This window comes from Variovorax sp. Soil_C_39 (assembly GCF_057656815.1).
On record NZ_JBDGJQ010000013.1, the window covers coordinates 41,273 to 60,077 of the forward strand.

At 70.7% G+C, this 18,805-nt stretch carries 17 protein-coding genes; 16 read left to right on the forward strand and 1 reads right to left on the reverse strand.

Features of this window, described 5'->3' with window-relative positions; genetic code table 11:
- Positions 1-12: 12 nt before the first annotated feature.
- From AC3A6J_RS24455 to AC3A6J_RS24485, 7 genes are all read left to right on the forward strand, one after another.
- Positions 13-1,023: a FecCD family ABC transporter permease gene (locus AC3A6J_RS24455; protein ID WP_487862661.1), complete on the forward strand. Its 1,011-nt coding sequence runs from the start codon at positions 13-15 to the stop codon at positions 1,021-1,023.
- Positions 1,020-1,796, forward strand: coding sequence for an ABC transporter ATP-binding protein (locus tag AC3A6J_RS24460; protein ID WP_487862599.1), 777 nt, complete (start codon positions 1,020-1,022; stop codon positions 1,794-1,796). Before AC3A6J_RS24455 ends, AC3A6J_RS24460 begins: the two co-directional genes overlap by 4 nt.
- Positions 1,797-1,821: 25 nt before the next feature.
- On the forward strand, positions 1,822-2,391 hold the full coding sequence (gene cobO, locus AC3A6J_RS24465) for a cob(I)yrinic acid a,c-diamide adenosyltransferase (protein ID WP_487862600.1): 570 nt from the start codon (positions 1,822-1,824) through the stop codon (positions 2,389-2,391).
- A 127-nt stretch (positions 2,392-2,518) separates the two neighbouring features.
- Positions 2,519-3,487, forward strand: coding sequence for an adenosylcobinamide-phosphate synthase CbiB (gene cbiB, locus AC3A6J_RS24470; protein WP_487862601.1), 969 nt, complete (start codon positions 2,519-2,521; stop codon positions 3,485-3,487).
- A gap of 3 nt (positions 3,488-3,490) precedes the next feature.
- The gene (locus AC3A6J_RS24475; RefSeq protein ID WP_487862602.1) at positions 3,491-4,522 is read left to right on the forward strand and encodes an aminotransferase class I/II-fold pyridoxal phosphate-dependent enzyme; all 1,032 of its coding nucleotides are present in this window, start codon (positions 3,491-3,493) and stop codon (positions 4,520-4,522) included.
- A 29-nt stretch (positions 4,523-4,551) separates the two neighbouring features.
- On the forward strand, positions 4,552-4,905 hold the full coding sequence (locus AC3A6J_RS24480) for a CidA/LrgA family protein (RefSeq protein ID WP_487862603.1): 354 nt from the start codon (positions 4,552-4,554) through the stop codon (positions 4,903-4,905).
- Positions 4,902-5,636: an LrgB family protein gene (locus tag AC3A6J_RS24485; protein WP_487862604.1), complete on the forward strand. Its 735-nt coding sequence runs from the start codon at positions 4,902-4,904 to the stop codon at positions 5,634-5,636. Before AC3A6J_RS24480 ends, AC3A6J_RS24485 begins: the two co-directional genes overlap by 4 nt.
- Before the next feature lie 27 nt (positions 5,637-5,663).
- Here the strand turns inward: AC3A6J_RS24485 and AC3A6J_RS24490 are convergent, their stop codons facing one another.
- Positions 5,664-6,578: a LysR family transcriptional regulator gene (locus tag AC3A6J_RS24490; RefSeq protein ID WP_487862605.1), complete on the reverse strand. Its 915-nt coding sequence runs from the start codon at positions 6,576-6,578 to the stop codon at positions 5,664-5,666.
- A gap of 182 nt (positions 6,579-6,760) precedes the next feature.
- Between AC3A6J_RS24490 and AC3A6J_RS24495 the strand changes: the two genes are divergently transcribed.
- The 9 genes from AC3A6J_RS24495 (at position 6,761) to AC3A6J_RS24535 (ending at position 18,756) form a co-directional block, all read left to right on the forward strand.
- Positions 6,761-7,642, forward strand: coding sequence for an alpha/beta hydrolase (locus tag AC3A6J_RS24495; RefSeq protein ID WP_487862606.1), 882 nt, complete (start codon positions 6,761-6,763; stop codon positions 7,640-7,642).
- A 151-nt stretch (positions 7,643-7,793) separates the two neighbouring features.
- A complete protein-coding gene (locus AC3A6J_RS24500) occupies positions 7,794-9,044 on the forward strand; it encodes an efflux RND transporter periplasmic adaptor subunit (RefSeq protein ID WP_487862607.1) in 1,251 nt (416 codons plus the stop codon).
- 40 nt (positions 9,045-9,084) lie between these two features.
- Positions 9,085-12,357, forward strand: coding sequence for an efflux RND transporter permease subunit (locus tag AC3A6J_RS24505; protein ID WP_487862608.1), 3,273 nt, complete (start codon positions 9,085-9,087; stop codon positions 12,355-12,357).
- 41 nt (positions 12,358-12,398) lie between these two features.
- Positions 12,399-13,886, forward strand: coding sequence for an efflux transporter outer membrane subunit (locus AC3A6J_RS24510; protein WP_487862609.1), 1,488 nt, complete (start codon positions 12,399-12,401; stop codon positions 13,884-13,886).
- Positions 13,887-13,977: 91 nt separating this feature from the next.
- Positions 13,978-15,417 carry a cobyric acid synthase gene (locus AC3A6J_RS24515; protein ID WP_487862610.1) on the forward strand — a complete coding sequence of 480 codons (1,440 nt, stop codon included), beginning with the start codon at positions 13,978-13,980 and terminating at the stop codon, positions 15,415-15,417.
- An 11-nt stretch (positions 15,418-15,428) separates the two neighbouring features.
- Positions 15,429-16,475: a nicotinate-nucleotide--dimethylbenzimidazole phosphoribosyltransferase gene (cobT, locus tag AC3A6J_RS24520; RefSeq protein ID WP_487862611.1), complete on the forward strand. Its 1,047-nt coding sequence runs from the start codon at positions 15,429-15,431 to the stop codon at positions 16,473-16,475.
- A gap of 6 nt (positions 16,476-16,481) precedes the next feature.
- Positions 16,482-17,270 carry an adenosylcobinamide-GDP ribazoletransferase gene (gene cobS, locus AC3A6J_RS24525; protein ID WP_487862612.1) on the forward strand — a complete coding sequence of 263 codons (789 nt, stop codon included), beginning with the start codon at positions 16,482-16,484 and terminating at the stop codon, positions 17,268-17,270.
- Complete coding sequence (locus tag AC3A6J_RS24530; protein WP_487862613.1) at positions 17,267-17,824, forward strand: histidine phosphatase family protein; 558 nt, start codon at positions 17,267-17,269, stop codon at positions 17,822-17,824. Before cobS ends, AC3A6J_RS24530 begins: the two co-directional genes overlap by 4 nt.
- Positions 17,825-17,862: 38 nt before the next feature.
- Positions 17,863-18,756 (forward strand): helix-turn-helix domain-containing protein, encoded by an 894-nt coding sequence (locus AC3A6J_RS24535; protein WP_487862614.1) that lies wholly within the window; start codon positions 17,863-17,865, stop codon positions 18,754-18,756.
- Positions 18,757-18,805: the final 49 nt, after the last annotated feature.

Genomic DNA, 18,805 nt, shown 5'->3' on the forward strand with positions numbered 1-18,805 from the left:
GGCGAGGGCGCCATGCACCTGCGGCACCAGCGCCGCGTCCGGTGGATCGGCATCGTGCTGGTCGGCCTCGGTGGCCTGTTCGCGGTGCTGGGCCTCGGCATCGGCAGCACCGGGTTCGAGAGCCTGCTGGCGGCCGGGCGCGATCCGGTGGCGCTGCAGATCATCTGGGACATCCGGCTGCCGCGCACGCTCGGCGCCTGGCTCGCTGGCGCGCTGCTCGGGCTGGCGGGCGCGGTGGCGCAGGGGCTGTTTCGCAACCCGCTGGCCGATCCCTACCTGCTCGGCAGTGCGTCGGGCGCGTCGTTCGGCGTGGCGGTGGCGCTGATGCTCTTCGGCGGCTCGGCCGCGAGCGCGCAATGGGCGCTGCGCCTCGGGCTCACCGGCGCGGCCTTCCTCGGCGCGGTCTGCGCCGTGATGCTCACGCTCACGCTGGCGCGCGGCGTGCAGCAGACGCTCAGGTTGCTGCTGGCCGGCGTGATCGTCGGCGTGGTGCTCGGCGCGGCCAAAGACCTGATCACCATTGCCTCGGCCGACGTGCTGCAGGCGCTGCAGGGCTTCGTGCTCGGCAGTACCGGCCTGGTCGGCTGGAGCGCGTGCGCGGTGATGGCGGTCGTCGGCGCCGCATGCCTGCTGCTGGCCTGGGCGCTCGCGCCGGTGCTCGACGGGCTCGCGCTCGGCGAAGCCACGGCACGCAGCCTGGGCCTTCCGCTCGGCGGCATGCGCGCCGCGCTGGTGGTGGTGCTCGCGCTGGCCACCGGCGCGGCCGTGGCGCAGACCGGCCTGATCGCGTTCGTGGGGCTGGCCTCGCCGCACCTCGTGCGCTCGGTCGTCAAGACCACGCATGCGCGGCTGATCGTGCTCTCCGCGCTGATGGGCGGGCTGCTGCTGATGGCGGCCGACCTGCTGGCGCGCTGGCTGATCGCACCGCAGGAGCTTCCCGTGGGCGTGCTCACCGCGGTGCTCGGCGGCAGCTACCTGCTGTGGCTCATGCACCGGCGCGGCCTGCGCGGAGGCATGGCGTGAACGCGCCGGTGCTCGAGGCACGCGGCGTGCGCGCCCGGCTCGGCAACGCCGAAGTGCTGCATGGCATCGACCTGGCGATCGGCCGCGCACGCTGGACCAGCGTGGTCGGCCCGAACGGCGCCGGCAAGTCGACGCTGCTGCGGGTGCTTGCGGGCCTGCTCGCGCATGGCGGCGAGGTGCTGCTCTTCGGCGAACTGGCGGCCAAGCTGCCGCACCGCCTGCGTGCGCAGCGGGTCTCCTGGCTCGGCCAGAGCGGTGCCGCGGGCGAGGGCAGCGCCGACGACCTGATGGTCTACGACATCGCGATGCTCGGCCGCCTGCCGCACCAACGCTGGCTGGCCGCACCGAGCGACGCCGACCGCCAGGCCGTGGAGCGCGCGCTGCGCAGCACCCAGGCCTGGGACTGGCGCGACCGCCCGCTCGGCCAGCTGTCGGGCGGCGAGCGCCAGCGCGTGCTGCTCGCGCGCGCGCTCGCTGTCGAGGCCGAGCTGCTGCTGATGGACGAGCCGCTCGCCAACCTCGATCCGCCGCACCAGGCCGACTGGATGCAGGCCGTGCGCGCGCTGGTCGCCGAGGGCCGAACGGTCGTCAGCGTGCTGCACGAACTGCCCATGGCGCTGGCGGCTGACGCGCTCGTCGTCATGGACCAGGGCCGCGTGGTGCACCACGGCGCCAGCGGCGACCCGGCGACGCGCGCCGCGCTCGAACAGGTGTTCGACCACCGCATCCGCGTCCACCGCGTGGCGGACCAGTGGATCGCGCTGCCCAACTGACCCCCCAACCAACACAAGCCGCACCATGCAAATCGAAACGCCTCCCACCGACAAGCCCTACGACAAGCCCGAAGGCGAGCGCCGCGGCATCGTCATCGTCAACACCGGCGACGGCAAGGGCAAGAGCACCGCGGCCTTCGGGCTGGCGCTGCGTGCCCACGGCCGTGGCAAGGCGGTGAAGATCTACCAGTTCATGAAGGTGCCCTCGGCGCGCTTCGGCGAGCACCGCATGTTCGAGCAGATCGGCATCCCGATCGAAGGCCTCGGCGACGGCTTCAGCTGGAAGAGCCAGGACCTCGAGCGCTCGGCGCAGCTCGCGCGCGACGGCTGGGAGAAGGCGAGGGCGGCGATCCTCTCGGGCGAGCACTTCATGGTCGTGCTCGACGAGATCACCTATCCGCTGATCTACGGCTGGCTGCCGCTCGAGGGCGTGCTCGACACGCTGCGCACACGGCCCACGCATGTGCACGTGGTGCTCACCGGCCGGCGCTGCCCGCCGGAGATCGTCGAGCTGGCCGACACCGTGACCGACATGACGATGGTGAAGCATGCGTTCAAGGCCGGCATTCCGGCGCAGCGCGGCATCGAAGACTAGTCATGACGACGCCCCCCGAAGCGCCTGCGGCGCCTCCCCCCACTGGGGGGCGCACCCAGCGGCCCGGCAAAGCCGGTTCCGCGGGTGCTCGCGGTTCTGCCGCGCCACAATTCTGAGCGGCTGACGAATGTCGGAGCCGCTTGTGCCCGAGTTGGTCCTTGTCGTCGCGCTGTGGCTCGCGCTCGCCATCGACCGCTGGCTCGGCGAGCCGGCCGCGCGCTGGCATCCGGTGGTGTGGATGGGGCGGTACCTGGGTTGGATCGGTGCGCGCCTCGCGCCGCGCGCTGAAGCAGCGTGCACCTCGGCTCGTGCCACGCTCTTTGCGTGGGGCGCACTCGCCTGGCTCGCGGGCGCGATCGGCGTCTGTACGGTGGCGATGGCTTTGCAGCAAGCCAGCTTTCGATGGCTGCCCGCCTGGGCCACCGCGCTGGTGCTCGCCGTGGCGCTCAAGCCGCTTTTCGCGTGGTGCATGCTGCGCGGCGAAGTGCTGGCGGTCGAGGCGGCGCTCGGCCTGTCGCTCGCGGCGGGGCGCGCGCAGCTCGCGCAGCTCGTGAGCCGCGACGTCAACACGCTCGACGAGCACGAAGTGCGCGAGAGCGCGATCGAATCGCTGGCCGAGAACCTCAACGATTCGCTCGTGGCGCCGCTGTTCTGGTTCGTGCTGCTGGGGCTGCCGGGCGCGGCGGTCTATCGCTTCGCCAACACGGCCGATGCGATGTGGGGCTACCGCGGCGAGCGCCAGGGACGCGACTGGACCTGGTTCGGCAAGTGGGCGGCACGCGCCGACGATGTGCTGTCATGGGTGCCCGCGCGGCTCACCATGCTGTTGCTCGCGCTGGTGGCGAGGCGGTGGCCGCGGGGCGTGGCCCGCGAGGCGCGCCGCACGCCGTCGCCCAACAGCGGCTGGCCGATGGCGGCGATGGCCTTGCTGCTGGGCGTTCGGCTTGCGAAGCCGGGCGTCTATGCGCTGAATGCCGAAGGGCTGCCTGCCGACACGGCAGACACGCACCGGGCTGCGCAGTGGGGTGGCCGGGCCGTGCTGGCGATGGCGGCTTGCGCATCGCTGGGGCTCTTTCTTTTTCCGACAATGGTCTAGGCGATGGCAGGCGAACCCGCTGCTTTTCAAACTCCGCAACACGGCGGCCCCGACGCAGGCGGTGCGGCCGCGCACGATTTCTCGACCAACGGCAATGCCGCCGGCCCGTGTCCCGCGGCCGTGTCCGCGCTGCGCGATGCCGACGCGCGCCACTATCCCGATCCGGCCTACACCGCGCTGCGCAGCGACCTGGCGCGCTTTCATGGCGTGCCGGCCGAGCGCATCGTGATCGCGGCGAGCGCGAGCGAGTTCATCCACCGAATCAGCGCGGCCTTCGCGCAGATCGGCGGCCGGCAGGTGCTGCTGCCCGCGCACGGCTATGGCGACTACGCGCGCGCGGCATCGGCCTGGGGCCTGCAGGTGCGGCCGGCCGCCGCCGCCGAGGCGCCCGACGGCATGGCGCTGCGCTGGTGCTGCGAGCCTTCGAGCCCGCTTGGCCAGTCGGAGCCCACCCTCGGACGGCATGCCGCGGCAGCGGGCCTCTGCGTGGTCGACATGGCCTATGCGCCGTTGCGCCTCGAAGGCGCGCCGTCGCTCGACGCGCCGGCGCGGCACGGCGCCTGGGAAATGTGGACGCCGAACAAGGCCATGGGCCTGACGGGCGTGCGCGCCGCCTACGCCATTGCGCCCGAAGGTGATGCCGCGCGCGCGATGGTGCGGCACCTGGCGCGGCTCGCGCCTTCGTGGCCGGTCGGCGCCCACGGCGTGGCGCTGCTCGCCTGCTGGACCGGCGAAGACGCACAGGCCTGGCTCGCCGGCAGCCTGCACACCTTGCGCAGCTGGAAGGCGCAGCAGCGCGCGGTGTGCGAATCGCTGGGCTGGCAGTGTTGGCCGAGCGACGCCAATTTCTTCTGCGCGCGCCCCGATGTGCCTTACCCGCCGTTCGCCGTCGCGTTGCGCGCCAAAGGCATCAAACTGCGCGACTGCGCGTCTTTCGGGCTGCCGGGCCTGGTGCGGCTCGGCGTGCTGCCGCCCGCGAGCCAGCAGGCGCTGAAGGAAGCCTGGACCCGTGCGACCATCCGCATTCCGCACTGACCGAACCGACCGAACCGAAGACCGATGCCATGCTGATCGCCATCACCACGCTCTTTCTCTGCCAGCTCGCGGGCGAACTGCTCGTGCAGTGGCTGGCCCTGCCGATCCCCGGTCCGCTGATCGGCATGCTGCTGCTGTTCGTCGGGCTGCTCGTGCGCGGCCACGTGCCCGAAGCGCTCGAGGCCACGTCGGGCCATCTGCTGCGCAACCTGATGCTGTTGTTCATTCCGGCGGTGGCGGGCGTCATGCTGCACTTCGAGCGCGTGGGACGCGAGTGGCTGCCGTTCCTTGCAGCGGGCATAGTCGGCGCCGCATTCACCATGACCGTGACCGCGCTCACGCTGCGCTGGATGATCCGCATCACCGGAAAGGACGCGGAATGAACCCGCCCGCCAAGCTGTTCGAGGTCTGGACCTTCCTGGCCCAGTCGCCGCTGCTGTGGCTGTCGCTGACGCTCCTGGCCTACCTCGGTGCGCTGTGGCTGCATGCCAAGAGCGGGCGCAACCCAGTGGTCAACCCGGTGCTGGTGTCGGTGGTCGTCATCGTCGCGGTGCTGCTCGCCACGCGCACGCCGTACGACACGTATTTCGAGGGCGCTCAGTTCGTGCACTTCCTCATCGGCCCCGCCACCGTCGCGCTGGCCGTGCCGCTCTACGGACAGATTGCGCGGTTGCGGCGGCTCTGGCTGCCGATCGGCGTGGCGCTCATCGTGGGTTCGGTCGCCGCGATCGTCTCGGCCGTCGGCATCGCCTGGGCGCTCGGCGGTTCGCACGAACTGCTGATGTCGCTCGCCCCCAAGTCGGCCACCATGCCGATCGCCATGGGCGTGGCCGAAAAGATCGGCGGCCTCGCATCGCTGGCCGCCGTGGCGGCGGCCGTGGCGGGCATCTCGGGCGCCATCATGGCGACCGGCCTTTTGAACCTGTTGCGCATCGAGGAGCCCGCGGTGCGCGGCTTCGCGGTCGGCATGGCGGCGCACGGCATCGGCACCGCGCGTGCGATCCAGGTGAACGAGACGGCGGGGGCGTTTTCGGCGCTGGCGCTGGGGCTGAACGGGATTGCGACGGCATTGCTGGTGCCGTTGTTGATCAAGCTGTCGGGCGGGTTCTTTTGAGCTGAGGCGCTTGCAGCCCCTGTCCCCTCAGCGTCGCTGCAACCGCGGATTCTTCGCAAACAACTCCGCCGCCCAGTCCACGAACGCGCGCACTTTCGCGCTCAGGTGGCGGTTGGGCGGGTAGACCACGTGGATCGGCAGCGGGTCGCGGTGCCAGTCGGGCAGGAGCTCGACCAGCTCGCCGCTCTCCAGCAGCGGTTCGGCCTGGAAGCTGATCACCTGCGAGATGCCGAAGCCGCCGAGCACGGCGGCGAGATGGGCGTTGCTCTCGTTGACCGACACGCGGTACGGCCCGTTGAGTTCGACGTACTCGTCGCCCTTCTTGAACTCGTGCGGGTAGATGCGCCGCGTGCTGCCCGAGAAATAGCTCACCACGTGGTGGCGCTTTTCGATGTCGTTCGGATGCTGCGGCTGGCCGTAGCGCTTGACGTAGGCGGGCGAGGCCACGGTCACGAAGTGCAGCGTGCCGATGCGCCGCGCCACCAGCGACTGGTCGCTGAGCTCTCCGGCGCGGATCACGCAATCGACGTTGTCGCTGATGAGGTCGACGGCGCGGTCGCTCACGCCGAGGTCGACCTGGATCTCGGGGTAGCGGTCGCAGAAGCTCGCGAGCTCGGGCAGGATGATCAGGCGGGCCACAGAGGTGCCGACGTCGATCCGCAATCGCCCGGTGGGGTTGGCCTGCGCATTGGTCATGCTGGCCTCGATGTCGTCGAAGTCGTTCAAAAGCCGGGCCGCACGCTCGTAGTAGGCGGCGCCGTCGGGGGTGACGGTCACGCGCCGCGTGGTGCGGTTGAGCAGTTTCACGCGCAGGCGCGATTCGAGCGCCTGAATCTGCTTGGTGACCGTTCCCTTGGGCAGGGCGAGCGAATCCGCTGCGCGCGTGAAGGTGCCGGCTTCCACCACGCGGACGAATATCCGCATTGCCTGGATTTGATCCATGGATGAACTTGTTCCTGGGACTCGGCCCCTGCCGAGGGAGGCGGATTCTCACACAAGCAAGCAAATCCCCAGTGCAATACGGATTGTTCGCCGTTTGGAAACAGAGTAGGGGCGGCTTGCCTGTTTAACGCCACGCCGGCCGCCTTATATTTCACCTATCGCCAATCCCCCTGAGGCTGCCCATGTCACCCCGTCCATCGTCCCGCTCCGCCGACGCCGCTGCGCTTGCAGCAGCCGATGGCGTGGAAGCCGATCTCTCGATCGAGCTGCCCGGCCGCGACCCCGTGGGCGCGCGGGTCTACGGCCAGCGCCTCCGCGGTGAAACCGTGCCGCTGGTGCTGCATTTCCATGGCGGCACCTTCGTGTGCGGCACGCTGGACAACGGCCGCAACGTGGCGCGCCTGCTGGCTGGTGCCGGCGCGGTGGTGGTGTCTCTGGCCTATCCGCTGGCGCCCGAATCGCCGTTCCCGGAGCCCATCGAGGTGGGCTACGCCGCCCTCGAATGGCTCTACAAGCAGCGTACCAAGCTCGGCGGCAAGGGCGCCCAGGTGTACCTGGCGGGCGAAGAGGCGGGCGGCAACCTCGCGGCCGCGGTGGCGCTGATCGCCCGCGACCGCGCGCATCCGCCGATCGCGGGGCAGATCCTGCTGTCGCCGATGCTCGACCCCTGCGCTGGCACGGCCTCGCTGCGCCAGGCCACGAACGACGCGGCCGAATGCCGCTGGGCCAAGGGCTGGGAGAAATACCTGAGCTGCCCCTCGAACGCGATGCACCCGTATGCCGTGCCGAGCGGGTCGCTGCGCCTGTCGGCACTGGCACCTGCGCTGGTGCTGGTGGGCGAGGACGACGCGATGCGCGACGAGGCGATGACCTTCGCGGGCCGCCTGCGCGCAGCGGGCATCGAGGTGACGAGCAGCGTGCTGCCCAGCGCCGCGGACTGGCCCAAGGCGCTGTACGACCCCGAGCCCTCGGGCTGCAAGGCCTGCGAGGCCAGCGTGCAGCAGCACTTCCGCGAGTTCTTCAGCGCCACCACGCCGCCGCCCGCGGCGCCTGAGCCCAGCTAGGCGCGCGAGCGCCGCCCACCGCCAGAGAAGCCGCCGCCTCGTCCGAGGCGCGCGACGTGGGCCTCTTTTTTCCTGAAATCCGCCTCTTGGTGCCAAAAGCGCCGGGATGGCCTGTCGCATCCCAAAAAGTCATCGAGAAGGACGAAACATCATGTCGAACAACAAGCCAAGTCTGTCTTCCGCCGCCCGCAAGGGGCTCTGGCCCGCCGTGACAGGGCTGACCGCTGTGCTCGCAGTCGCCGCCGCAGTGCTGGGCATGCACAGCTTCAAGGCCGAGGCCACCGCGCCGGCGGCCGCGCCGCAGGGCACGCCGGTGTCGGTGGCGACCGTGAAGTCGAGCGAGGTCAATGCCTGGGACGAGTTCTCGGGTCGGCTCGAAGCGGTGGAGCGCGTGGACGTGCGTTCCCGCGTGGCCGGCGCCGTGCAGGCGGTGCACTTTCGCGAAGGTGCGCTGGTGAAGAAGGGCGACCTGCTGATCACCATCGACCCCGCACCCTATGCCTCCGAAGTGGAGCGCGCCGCAGCGCAGGTCGCATCGGCACAGGCCCGCCAGGCCTTTGCCCGCAGCGAGCAGGAACGCGCCAAGCGCCTGTGGGACGAGCAGGCCATTGCCCAGCGCGAATATGACGAGCGCGTGAACGCCAGCCGAGAGGCCGACGCCAACCTGCGCGCGGCGCAGGCCTCGCTGCAGTCGGCGCGGCTGAACCTGGGCTACACCCAGGTGCGCGCGCCGGTGGCGGGTCGCATCGGCCGGCTCGAAGTCACCGTCGGCAACCTGGTGGCCGCGGGCCCCGGCGCCCCGGTGCTGACCACGCTGGTGTCGGTGAGCCCGATCTACGCGAGCTTCGATGCCGACGAGCAGGTGATCACGCGGGCGCTGAAGGACCTGCCGAGCGGCGCCGGCGCACGCGGCCAGATCGATTCGATCCCGGTGCAGATGGGCACCGCCGGCCTCGAGGGCACGCCCTTCACCGGCAAGCTGCAGCTGATCGACAACCAGGTCGATGCCCGCAGCGGCACGGTGCGCGTGCGCGCCGCCTTCGACAACAAGGACGGCACGCTCATCCCCGGCCAGTTCGCCCGCATCCGCATGGGCCAGGCGCGCAACGACACCGCGCTGCTCGTGAGTGAGCGTGCGATCGGTACCGACCAGAACAAGAAGTTCGTGATGGTCGTGGGCGACGACAACAAGGCGGCCTACCGCGAAGTGACGCTCGGCGCCTCGATCAACGGGCTGCGTGTCGTGAGCAACGGCCTGAAAGCCGGCGACCGCGTGGTGGTCAATGGCCTGCAGCACATCCGCCCCGGTGCGCTGGTGGTGCCGCAGAGCGTGACCATGGACGCCAAGGCCGACACCAAGCAACAGCAAGCGGAACGCGTCGCGGAAGCCGCGAAGTCCTGAACTCGGAGGGGAGCGCTTTTGCGCTCGCCGGAGAAACAACATGAATCTCTCTAAATTCTTCATCGACCGGCCGATCTTTGCCGGCGTGCTGTCGCTATTGATACTGATAGCCGGCCTTATCGCGCTGCGCGGGCTGCCGATCTCGGAGTACCCCGAAGTCGCGCCGCCCTCGGTGGTGGTGCGTGCCCAGTACCCGGGCGCCAACCCGAAGGTGATCGCCGAAACCGTGGCCACGCCGCTCGAAGAGCAGATCAACGGCGTCGAAGGCATGCTCTACATGGGCAGCCAGGCCACCACCGACGGCGTGATGACGCTCACGGTTACCTTCCGCCTCGGCACCGATCCCGACAAGGCCCAGCAGCTGGTGCAGAACCGCGTCTCGCAAGCCGAGCCGCGCCTGCCGGAAGAAGTGCGCCGCCTCGGCATCACGACCGTCAAGAGCGCGCCCGACCTGACGATGGTGGTCCACCTCGTCTCGCCGAACGACCGCTACGACATCAACTACCTGCGCAACTACGCGGTGCTGAATGTGAAGGACCCGCTCGCGCGCATCGAAGGCGTGGGCCAGGTGCAGATCTTCGGCGGCGGCGACTACTCGATGCGCGTCTGGCTCGACCCGCAGAAGGTCGCGCAGCGCGGCCTGTCGGCGAGCGACGTGGTGGCTGCGATCCGCGGCCAGAACGTGCAGGCCGCAGCCGGTGTGGTCGGCGCATCGCCGGGCCTGTCGGGCGTGGACATGCAGCTCTCGATCAATGCGCAAGGGCGCCTGCAGAGCGAGGAAGAGTTCGGCGACATCATCGTCAAGAGCGGCACCGACGGCGCCGTGACCCGCCTGCGCGACATCGGCCGCCTCGAGATGGGCGCCGCCGACTACTCGCTGCGTTCGCTGCTCAACAACGACCCGGCCGTCGGCATGGGCGTGTTCCAGGCGCCGGGCTCCAACGCGCTCGACATCTCGTCCAACGTGCGCAAGACGATGGCCGAGCTCAACAAGAACATGCCCGAAGGGCTGGAATACCGCATCGCCTACGACCCGACGCAGTTCGTGCGCGCATCGATCGAATCGGTGATCCACACGCTGCTCGAAGCCATCCTGCTGGTGGTGCTGGTCGTGATCCTGTTCCTGCAGACCTGGCGCGCTTCCATCATTCCGCTGCTGGCCGTACCGGTGTCGGTGATCGGCACCTTCGCGGTGCTGCACGTCCTTGGCTTCTCGATCAATGCGCTGAGCCTGTTCGGGCTGGTGCTGGCGATCGGCATCGTGGTGGACGACGCCATCGTGGTGGTGGAGAACGTCGAGCGCAACATCGAGGCCGGACTCTCGCCGCGCGACGCGACCTACCGTGCCATGCGCGAGGTGTCGGGCCCGATCATCGCGATCGCGCTCGTGCTGGTGGCCGTGTTCGTGCCGCTGGCCTTCATCAGCGGCCTCACGGGCCAGTTCTACAAGCAGTTCGCGGTGACCATCGCGATCTCGACGGTGATTTCCGCGATCAACTCGCTCACGCTGTCGCCCGCGCTCGCCGCCTTGCTGCTGCGCGGCCATGACCAGCCGAAGGACGCACTGACGCGCGGCATGGACCGGGCCTTCGGCTGGCTGTTCCGCGGCTTCAACAAGCTCTTCAGCCGCGGCGCGGAAGCCTACAGCGGCGGCGTCAAGAGCGTGATCTCGCGCAAGACGCTGATGCTGGTGATCTACCTCGCGCTCGTGGCGGTGACCTTCGGCCTGTTCAAGGCCGTGCCGAGCGGCTTCGTGCCGGCGCAGGACAAGCAGTACCTGATCGGCTTTGCCCAGTTGCCCGACGGCGCCACGCTGGACCGCACCGACGAAGTGATCCAGCGCATGGGCGAGATCATGAAGAAGAACCCGAACGTCGAAGACGCCATCGCCTTCCCGGGCCTGTCGATCAACGGCTTCACCAACAGCTCGAACTCGGGCATCGTGTTCGCCACGCTGAAGCCCTTCGACCAGCGCAAGCGTGCCGACCAGAGCGGCGGTGCGGTGGCCGGGCAGCTCAACGGCGCCTTCTCCAGCATCCAGGACGCGTTCATCGTGATGTTCCCGCCGCCGCCGGTGGCGGGCCTGGGAACCACGGGCGGCTTCAAGCTGCAGATCGAAGACCGCGCCTCGCTCGGCTACGACCAGATGGACGCGGCGGTGAAGGCCTTCATGGCCAAGGCCTATGCCACGCCGGAGCTCACGGGCATGTTCACGAGCTGGCAGGTCAACGTGCCGCAGCTGTATGCCGACATCGACCGCACCAAGGCGCGCCAACTCGGCGTGCCGGTGACGGACATCTTCGACACGATGCAGATCTACCTCGGCAGCCTGTATGCGAACGACTTCAACAAGTTCGGCCGCACCTACAGCGTGCGCGTGCAGGCCGATGCGCCGTACCGCGCCCGCGCCGAAGACGTGGGCATGCTGAAGGTGCGCTCGACCACGGGCGAGATGGTGCCGCTGTCCGCGCTGATGAAGGTCAACTCGACCTTCGGGCCGGAACGCGCCATGCGCTACAACGGCTACCTGGCAGCGGACATCAACGGCGGCCCGGCCCCGGGCTATTCGTCGGGCCAGGCGCAGGACGCGATCACCAAGATCGCGGCCGAGACGCTGCCCAAGGGCGTGAGCTTCGAGTGGACCGAGCTGACCTACCAGGAAATCCTGGCCGGCAACTCCGCCTTCCTGGTGTTCCCGCTGGCCATCCTGCTGGTGTTCCTGGTGCTGGCCGCGCAGTACGAGAGCCTGACGTTGCCGATCGCGATCATCTTGATCGTGCCGATGGGCATCATGGCCGCGATGGCGGGCGTGTGGATATCGGGAGGTGACAACAACGTCTTCACGCAGATCGGGCTGATCGTGCTGGTGGGGCTGAGTGCGAAGAACGCGATCCTGATCGTGGAGTTCGCGCGCGAGCTCGAGTTTGCCGGCAGAACGCCCATACAAGCTGCGATCGAAGCCAGCCGCCTGCGCCTGCGCCCGATCCTGATGACCTCGCTGGCCTTCGTGATGGGTGTGCTGCCCCTCGTGCTGTCGACCGGCGCGGGCTCGGAGATGCGCAAGGCCATGGGCGTGGCGGTGTTCGCCGGGATGATCGGCGTGACGGCCTTCGGCCTGTTCCTGACGCCGGTGTTCTATGTGCTGCTGCGCCGCCTGGCGGGCAACCGCGCGCTCAAGCTGCATGGCGAAGTGCCGCATGGCGAGGACTTCGTCTCGGCGACGCATCCTGCCGGACCGGCGCCGCATGGCGGCGCGGGCGGTGGCGGCGGGCTGCACCCGGTGCCCGCTTCGCCACGGCCCTCGCACGACTGAACAAGAAGAACAGAACAAACGAACAAAGAAGGAAGCTCATCATGAACTTCAAGCTCTCATCCCGTCTCGCCACGCCGCTGCGTGCGGCCGTGCTGCCGCTGGTGGCTGCGCTGGCCTTGGCCGGCTGCGCGAGCGTGCCTTCGGGCGTGCCCGAAGTCCCGACCACCGCCCAGTTCAAGGAGCAGGGCGCCACGCCACCCGCGGGCTGGACGCACGCCCTGCCGTCCGAGGCCGCGGCGCGCGGCGCCTGGTGGCTGGCCTTCAACGATCCGGTGCTCAATGCGCTGGTCGAGAAGGCCGACGTGAACAACAACAACATCCAGGCCGCCGCGGCGCGGCTCGCCGAAGCCCGTGCGCTCGCGCGCAGCGCCCAGGCCGACCGGCTGCCGCAGATCGGACTCGGTGCCGGCGCCAGCCGCGGCGCAGGGCTCGACAGGGCCATGGCCAGCACGCGGCCGGCCACGATGACCAACATCGGCGCCACCTTCTCGTACGAGCTCGACCTGTTCGGCCGGCTCTCGGGCGCGCGCGACGCGGCGCGGCTCGATGCGCAGAGCCGCGAGGCGCTGCTGCAGAGCACGCGGCTCGCGGTGCAGGCCGAGGTGGCGCAGGCCTACCTGCAGCTTCGCGCGCTCGACGCCGAACGTGCGCTGGTGCGCGAGCAGGTCGAGGCCTACCGCGACACGCTGCGCCTGTCGCAGCGCCGCCAGGCGGCCGGCGACATCGCCGAGCTCGACGTGGCGCGCGTGCAGACCGAGGTGTCGTCGACCGAGTCGGAGGCGCTCGCGCTCGACCGCCAGCGCGCCCAGGTCGAGCATGCGCTCGCGGTGCTGGTCGGCGATTCGGCTTCAAGCTTCGGGCTCGGCATGGCCGAGTGGAACACCGCGCTGCCCTCGGTGCCGCCCGGCGTGCCGGCCACGGTGCTGACGCGCCGCCCGGACGTCTCGGCGGCGCAGCAGGCGGTGCTTGCGGCCCAGGCGCGCGTGGGCGTGGCCCAGGCCGCGTGGTTCCCCGACATCTCGCTGACCGGTGCGGCGGGCTACGCATCGCCCGAGATCGGCGACCTGTTCAAGTGGTCGGCGCGGTCGTGGGGCGTGGGTGCGCTGCTCTCGCTGCCGATCTTCGACGGCGGCCGCCGCGAGGCCGGCGTCCAGGGCGCGAACGCGCAACTCGACGGCGCACTCGCCAACTACCGCAGCCAGGTGCTCGTGGCCTTCCAGGAGGTCGAGGACCAGCTCGCCGCGATCCGCATCCTGCAGGAGCAGTCGGTGGTGCAGGCGCAGGCCGTCACGTCGGCGCAGCGCGCGACCAGCCTGTCGGACACGCGCTACCGCAATGGCTACGTGAGCCAGCTCGATCTGCTCGACGCACGCCGCAGCGAATTGCGCAACCGGCGCCAGGCGCTGCAGGTGAAGGCCGCGCAATACCAGGCGGCGGTCGGGCTGATCCGCGCGATCGGCGGCGGATGGGAGGTGCCGCCCGCGCTGGCGAAGGCGCCTGCCGCGGCGGTGCAGACCGCGGCGCGCTGATTCGCAGGCAGACACACGGAGGCAAGGGGGCGCAAGCCCCTTTTTCCTTGGTGGTGCCCGGGCGGGCACGCGGGCAACGGACAATCGCCGCATGAGATCTCGATGCGTGATGGTTCTGGGCACGACCAGCGGTGCCGGCAAGAGCTGGCTGGCGACGGCGCTGTGCCGCTGGTATGCGCGCCAGGGGCTCAAGGTCGCGCCGTTCAAGGCGCAGAACATGAGTAACAACGCGCGCGTGGTCGACGGCGGCGAGATCGGCAGCGCGCAGTACTTCCAGGCGCTGGCCGCGCGCGCCGTGCCCGAGGTGCGCATGAACCCGCTGCTGCTCAAGCCCGAGCGCGACACGCACAGCCAGGTGGTGCTGCTGGGCCAGGTGAGCGAAGCGCTCACGGCCTTGCCCTGGCGCGGGCGCAGCGAGCGCGTCTGGCCGCAGATCGCCGAGGCGCTCGACGCGCTGCGGGCCGAGAACGACGTGGTCGTGATCGAGGGCGCCGGCTCGCCGGCCGAGATCAACCTGATGGCCAACGACATCGTCAACCTGCGCGTGGCGCGCCATGCCGATGCGCGCTGCCTGCTCGTGACCGACATCGACCGCGGCGGCGCCTTCGCGCACCTCTACGGCACCTGGGCGCTGCTGCCCGAGGCCGACCGCGCGCTGGTCCGCGGCTTCGTGCTCAACAAGTTCCGCGGCGATGCGGCGCTGCTCGCCCCCGCGCCCGAGCAGTTGCGGGCGTTGACCGGCATTCCCACCGTCGCGACGCTGCCGATGTGGTGGCAGCACGGCCTGCCCGAGGAAGACGGCGTGTTCGACGGCAGCAGCCACTCGACCGGCGTGGTCACCCGCACCGTCGCCGTCATCGCCTGTCCGCGCATCAGCAACCTCGACGAGTTCCAGCCGCTCAAGAACGTGCCAGGCGTTCGCCTGGTCTGGGCGCGCACGCCGGCGGAGGTGGCCGGCGCCGACTGGATCGTGCTGCCCGGCTCCAAGCACACGAGCAGCGACCTGGCCTGGCTGCGTTCGCAGGGCCTCGACCGCGCGGTGGCGGCGCATGCCGCGGCCGGTGGCGCGGTGCTGGGCATCTGCGGCGGCCTGCAGATGCTCGGCGAGGCGCTGATCGATCCGCACGGCATCGACGGCAATGCGCCCGGCCTGGGCCTGCTGCCGCTCGCGACTGTGTTCGAGCGCGAGAAGACAGTGCGCCACCGCAGCGCCACCTTCGGCGCGCTGGCTGGGCCATGGGCCGCACTGTCGAACGTGCGCATCGCGGGCTACGAGATCCACCACGGCCGCACCGCCATCCATCCGCAGCTGGCCCACGACGGCCGCGAGGCGATGGCCGGGGGCCTGGCCTGGCAGAACACGCGCGGCAACGTGCTGGGGCTGTACCTGCATGGCCTGTTCGAGGACCCCGCCGCGCTGCAGGCGCTGTTCGGCGCCGCCGCGCCGACGCTCGACACCACCTTCGACGGCCTGGCCGACTTCATCGACAACCACTTCGAGGCCGGCATGCTGCTGGGCCTCATCGCATGACTCTCGATCGCATGACTTCCGACGACATCATTCCGACCCTTCCCGACCTGCATGACCCCGCGCTCGCGGCGCGGCTGCAGGCGCTGCTCGACAACAAGACCAAGCCGCTCGGCGCGCTCGGCCGGCTCGAAAGCCTGGCGCTGCGGCTCGGGCTCATCCTCGGCAGCGAAGCGCCGGCGCTCGAAGCGCCGCAGATGCTCGTGTGCGCGGCCGACCACGGTCTCGCTGCGCGCGGCGTCTCGGCGTTTCCGAGTGACGTGACCTGGCAGATGGTCGAGAACTTTCTCTCGGGCGGCGCGGCCGTGAGCGTGCTCGCACGCCAGCACGGGCTCACGCTCACCGTCGTCGACTGCGGCGTGCGGCGCGACTTCCAGCCGCGGCCGGGCCTGGTGCAGCGGCGCATTGCGGCGGGCACGGCCGACGCCTCGACCGGGCCCGCGATGACGCCCGCGCAATGCCGCGAGGCCATCGCCAACGGACGCGAGGTGGTGCACGCCTTGCCGGGCAACGTGCTGCTGCTTGGCGAGATGGGCATCGGCAACAGCTCGGCCGCGGCGCTGCTGCTCGCGCGGCTTGCCAACCTCGACATCGATGGCTGCACCGGTGCGGGCACCGGCCTCGATGCCGCGGGCCTGGCGCGCAAGCGCTCGGTGCTGCGCGAGGTGCTGGCGCTGCATGCCTCGGCCGTCGCGCCGCTCGACGCATTGGCGGCTTTTGGCGGCTTCGAGATCGCGACGCTGGTGGGTGCCGTGCTGCAGGCCGCGCACGAGCGGCGCGTGATCGTGGTCGACGGTTTCATCGCGAGCGCTGCGGTGCTCGTGGCGCAGGCGCTCGCGCCGCATGTCGCGCAGCGCTGCGTGGCGGCGCACAGCTCGGCCGAGCCGGGCCACGCGGCGATGCTGCGGCAACTGGGCCTCGAGCCGCTGCTCGACCTGGGCCTGCGCCTGGGCGAAGGCTCGGGCGCGGCGCTGGCGTGGCCACTGCTCGAATCGGCTTGCCGCATCCTCCGCGAGATGGCGAGCTTCGCGTCGGCCGGTGTGTCGCAGAAAGAGGCCTGAGAACCCGTGAACGGCGTTCGTCACTTTCTACTGGCCCTGCAGTTCTTCACGCGCGTGCCCGTGACCGGGCGCCTGGCCCAGTGGGTCGGATTCAGCCCGCAGATGCTGCGGGCGAGCGCGGCGCATTTTCCGGGCGTGGGCTGGCTCGTTGGCGCCGCGGCTGCGGGCGTGTTCGTGCTGGCGCTGCAGGGCCTGCCTGCGCTCGCGGCGGCACTCCTGAGCATGGTGGCGACGGTGCTGCTCACCGGCGCCTTCCATGAAGACGGCCTCGCCGACGTGGCCGACGGGCTCGGCGGCTCGGCCGACCGGGCGCGCGCGCTCGAGATCATGAAGGACTCGCGCATCGGTGCCTTCGGTGCCATCGCGCTGGTGCTCGCGCTCGGGCTCAAGGCCGCGCTGCTCGCCGCGCTGGCCGCACCGGGCGCCTCGCTGGTCGCCATCGCGGTGGCCGTGGCCGCAGCGCATGTGCTGTCGCGGCTCGCGCCGCTGTTCCTGATCCGGTGGCTGCCCTACGTGGGTGAGGCCGGCGCGAGCAAGGCCAAGCCGCTCGCCGATGCGATCGGCGGCGGCGCCTTGTTGGTCGGCGTGCTCTGGTCGCTGCCCGCCATCGCGCTGCTGCTGTGGGCGCAAGGCCCCGCGCGCACGCTGGCCGTGGCGCTGGCCTGCGCGCTCGCGGCGCTGGCGATGGCGCGGCTGTTCAAGCGCCGGCTGCAGGGCTTCACCGGCGACGGGCTCGGCGCGACCCAGCAGGTGTGCGAACTCGCGATCTACCTCGCGCTGGCGTGGCAGGCATGAAGCTCTGGCTCGTGCGGCATGCGCAGACCGAGGCCTCCCCCGGCCAATGCTATGGCGCGACCGATGTGTGCGTGCCGCGCGAGGCCACGCTGACGGTGGCGCAGGCGGTGGCGGCGCGCCTGCCCGACGGCGTGGTGTTACTGGACCACTCGCCGCTGCGGCGCTGCGCCGAACTGGCAGAAGCGATCGCCGCGCTGCGCCCCGGGCTCGCGGTGCGGGCCGATGCGCGTTTGGCCGAGATGGACTTCGGCGCCTGGGAAGGCCGGCCGTGGTCGTCCATCGCACGCGCCGAGTTCGAGGCCTGGACCGGCAACTTTGCCGCAGGGTTGCCTGGCGGGCATGGCGAAAGCACCGATCGGTTCATGCGGCGGGTCGGCGCGGCTTTCGACGAATGGCGCGCGTCGGGGCAGGAGGAGACGGTGTGGATCACGCATGCCGGCGTGATGCGCGCGGTGCAGCTGCTGCAGCAGGGCGTGCGGCGCGTGGACGATGCCGCGCAATGGCCGTCGGCGCCGATTGACTACGGGGCCTGCCTGCTGATCGAATGCGGTTGAGGCGCGGCCCCGTCCGCGCCGACATCACCGACCGCGCCATGTCCCCATCGCCCGCGCCCGAGCGCCTCTATGTCCGCCTCGACGAGGACCCCTTGCACGGGCCCGAAGCCGCGATGCCCGCGGGTTCGCTGCAGGCCTTTGCAGTCCCGGCGCCGCTGGGCCTGCATGTGGCGCACATCCTGCGCTACCGCGAGACGGTGCCCGAGGGCCGCGAACTGCGCGAGCGCGTTCTGCCCGACGGCGCGGTGCGGCTGGTCTTCAACCTCGGCGATGCGCCTTCGGCGGGCGAAGGCGCGGGCCTGCCCGTCGAGGCGGTGGGAGCCTCGGCCGCGCCGGCGCTGGTGCGCCTGCGCGGCCGGGTCGAAGGGCTGTCAGTCACGCTGCGCCCCGGTGCGGCCGCGGCGCTGCTCGGCGTGCCGGCCAGCGAGATCGCGGGCACGGCCGTCGACCTCGACCTGCTCTGGCGCGGCCAAGGTGCCGAATTGCGCGAGCGCATGGCCAGCCAGCCCGATGATGCTGCGCGCGTCGCGCTGCTCTGCGAGGTGCTGCGAGAGCGGCTGGGCGAAAGCCGGGATGCGGCGCATCCGGCCGCAATGCGTGCCGCGCAGCTGATCGCGGCATCGGGCGGCCGGCGCTCGCTGCGCGACGTGGCGGCGGCGGTCGGTGTCGGAGAACGGCGCCTGCAACAGCTGTTCCGGCAGCAGGTGGGCCTGTCGCCGCGGGCCTGGGCTCGCCTGGCACGGCTGCATGCGTGTCTGCGCGCGCTGCGGCAGCCTGCGCTGCTGCCCATGCCGGCCTGGGCGGAACTGGCGCTCGACGCCGGCTTCTACGACCAGTCGCATCTCGTCAACGAGTTCAAGGCGCTCTGCGGCCTCACGCCGACGGAATTCGTCGGCCGCGCGGTTTCGGGTTCTTCCAAGACGGCGGCTTGAGGCGGCGATACCTTCGTCGCTTTGACCGAGCGAACAAAGGAAAGCATCG

Excerpts from the sequence above, each read along its gene's own strand:
- AC3A6J_RS24455 (WP_487862661.1), top strand. The coding sequence starts at position 13 with ATGCACCTGCGGCACCAGCGCCGCGTCCGGTGGATCGGCATCGTGCTG.
- cobO (WP_487862600.1), top strand. The coding sequence starts at position 1,822 with ATGCAAATCGAAACGCCTCCCACCGACAAGCCCTACGACAAGCCCGAA.
- cbiB (WP_487862601.1), top strand. The coding sequence starts at position 2,519 with ATGTCGGAGCCGCTTGTGCCCGAGTTGGTCCTTGTCGTCGCGCTGTGG.
- AC3A6J_RS24475 (WP_487862602.1), top strand. The coding sequence starts at position 3,491 with ATGGCAGGCGAACCCGCTGCTTTTCAAACTCCGCAACACGGCGGCCCC.
- AC3A6J_RS24480 (WP_487862603.1), top strand. The coding sequence starts at position 4,552 with ATGCTGATCGCCATCACCACGCTCTTTCTCTGCCAGCTCGCGGGCGAA.
- AC3A6J_RS24485 (WP_487862604.1), top strand. The coding sequence starts at position 4,902 with ATGAACCCGCCCGCCAAGCTGTTCGAGGTCTGGACCTTCCTGGCCCAG.
- AC3A6J_RS24490 (WP_487862605.1), bottom strand. The coding sequence starts at position 6,578 with ATGGATCAAATCCAGGCAATGCGGATATTCGTCCGCGTGGTGGAAGCC.
- AC3A6J_RS24495 (WP_487862606.1), top strand. The coding sequence starts at position 6,761 with ATGTCACCCCGTCCATCGTCCCGCTCCGCCGACGCCGCTGCGCTTGCA.
- AC3A6J_RS24500 (WP_487862607.1), top strand. The coding sequence starts at position 7,794 with ATGTCGAACAACAAGCCAAGTCTGTCTTCCGCCGCCCGCAAGGGGCTC.
- AC3A6J_RS24505 (WP_487862608.1), top strand. The coding sequence starts at position 9,085 with ATGAATCTCTCTAAATTCTTCATCGACCGGCCGATCTTTGCCGGCGTG.
- AC3A6J_RS24510 (WP_487862609.1), top strand. The coding sequence starts at position 12,399 with ATGAACTTCAAGCTCTCATCCCGTCTCGCCACGCCGCTGCGTGCGGCC.
- AC3A6J_RS24515 (WP_487862610.1), top strand. The coding sequence starts at position 13,978 with ATGAGATCTCGATGCGTGATGGTTCTGGGCACGACCAGCGGTGCCGGC.
- cobT (WP_487862611.1), top strand. The coding sequence starts at position 15,429 with ATGACTTCCGACGACATCATTCCGACCCTTCCCGACCTGCATGACCCC.
- AC3A6J_RS24530 (WP_487862613.1), top strand. The coding sequence starts at position 17,267 with ATGAAGCTCTGGCTCGTGCGGCATGCGCAGACCGAGGCCTCCCCCGGC.
- AC3A6J_RS24535 (WP_487862614.1), top strand. The coding sequence starts at position 17,863 with ATGTCCCCATCGCCCGCGCCCGAGCGCCTCTATGTCCGCCTCGACGAG.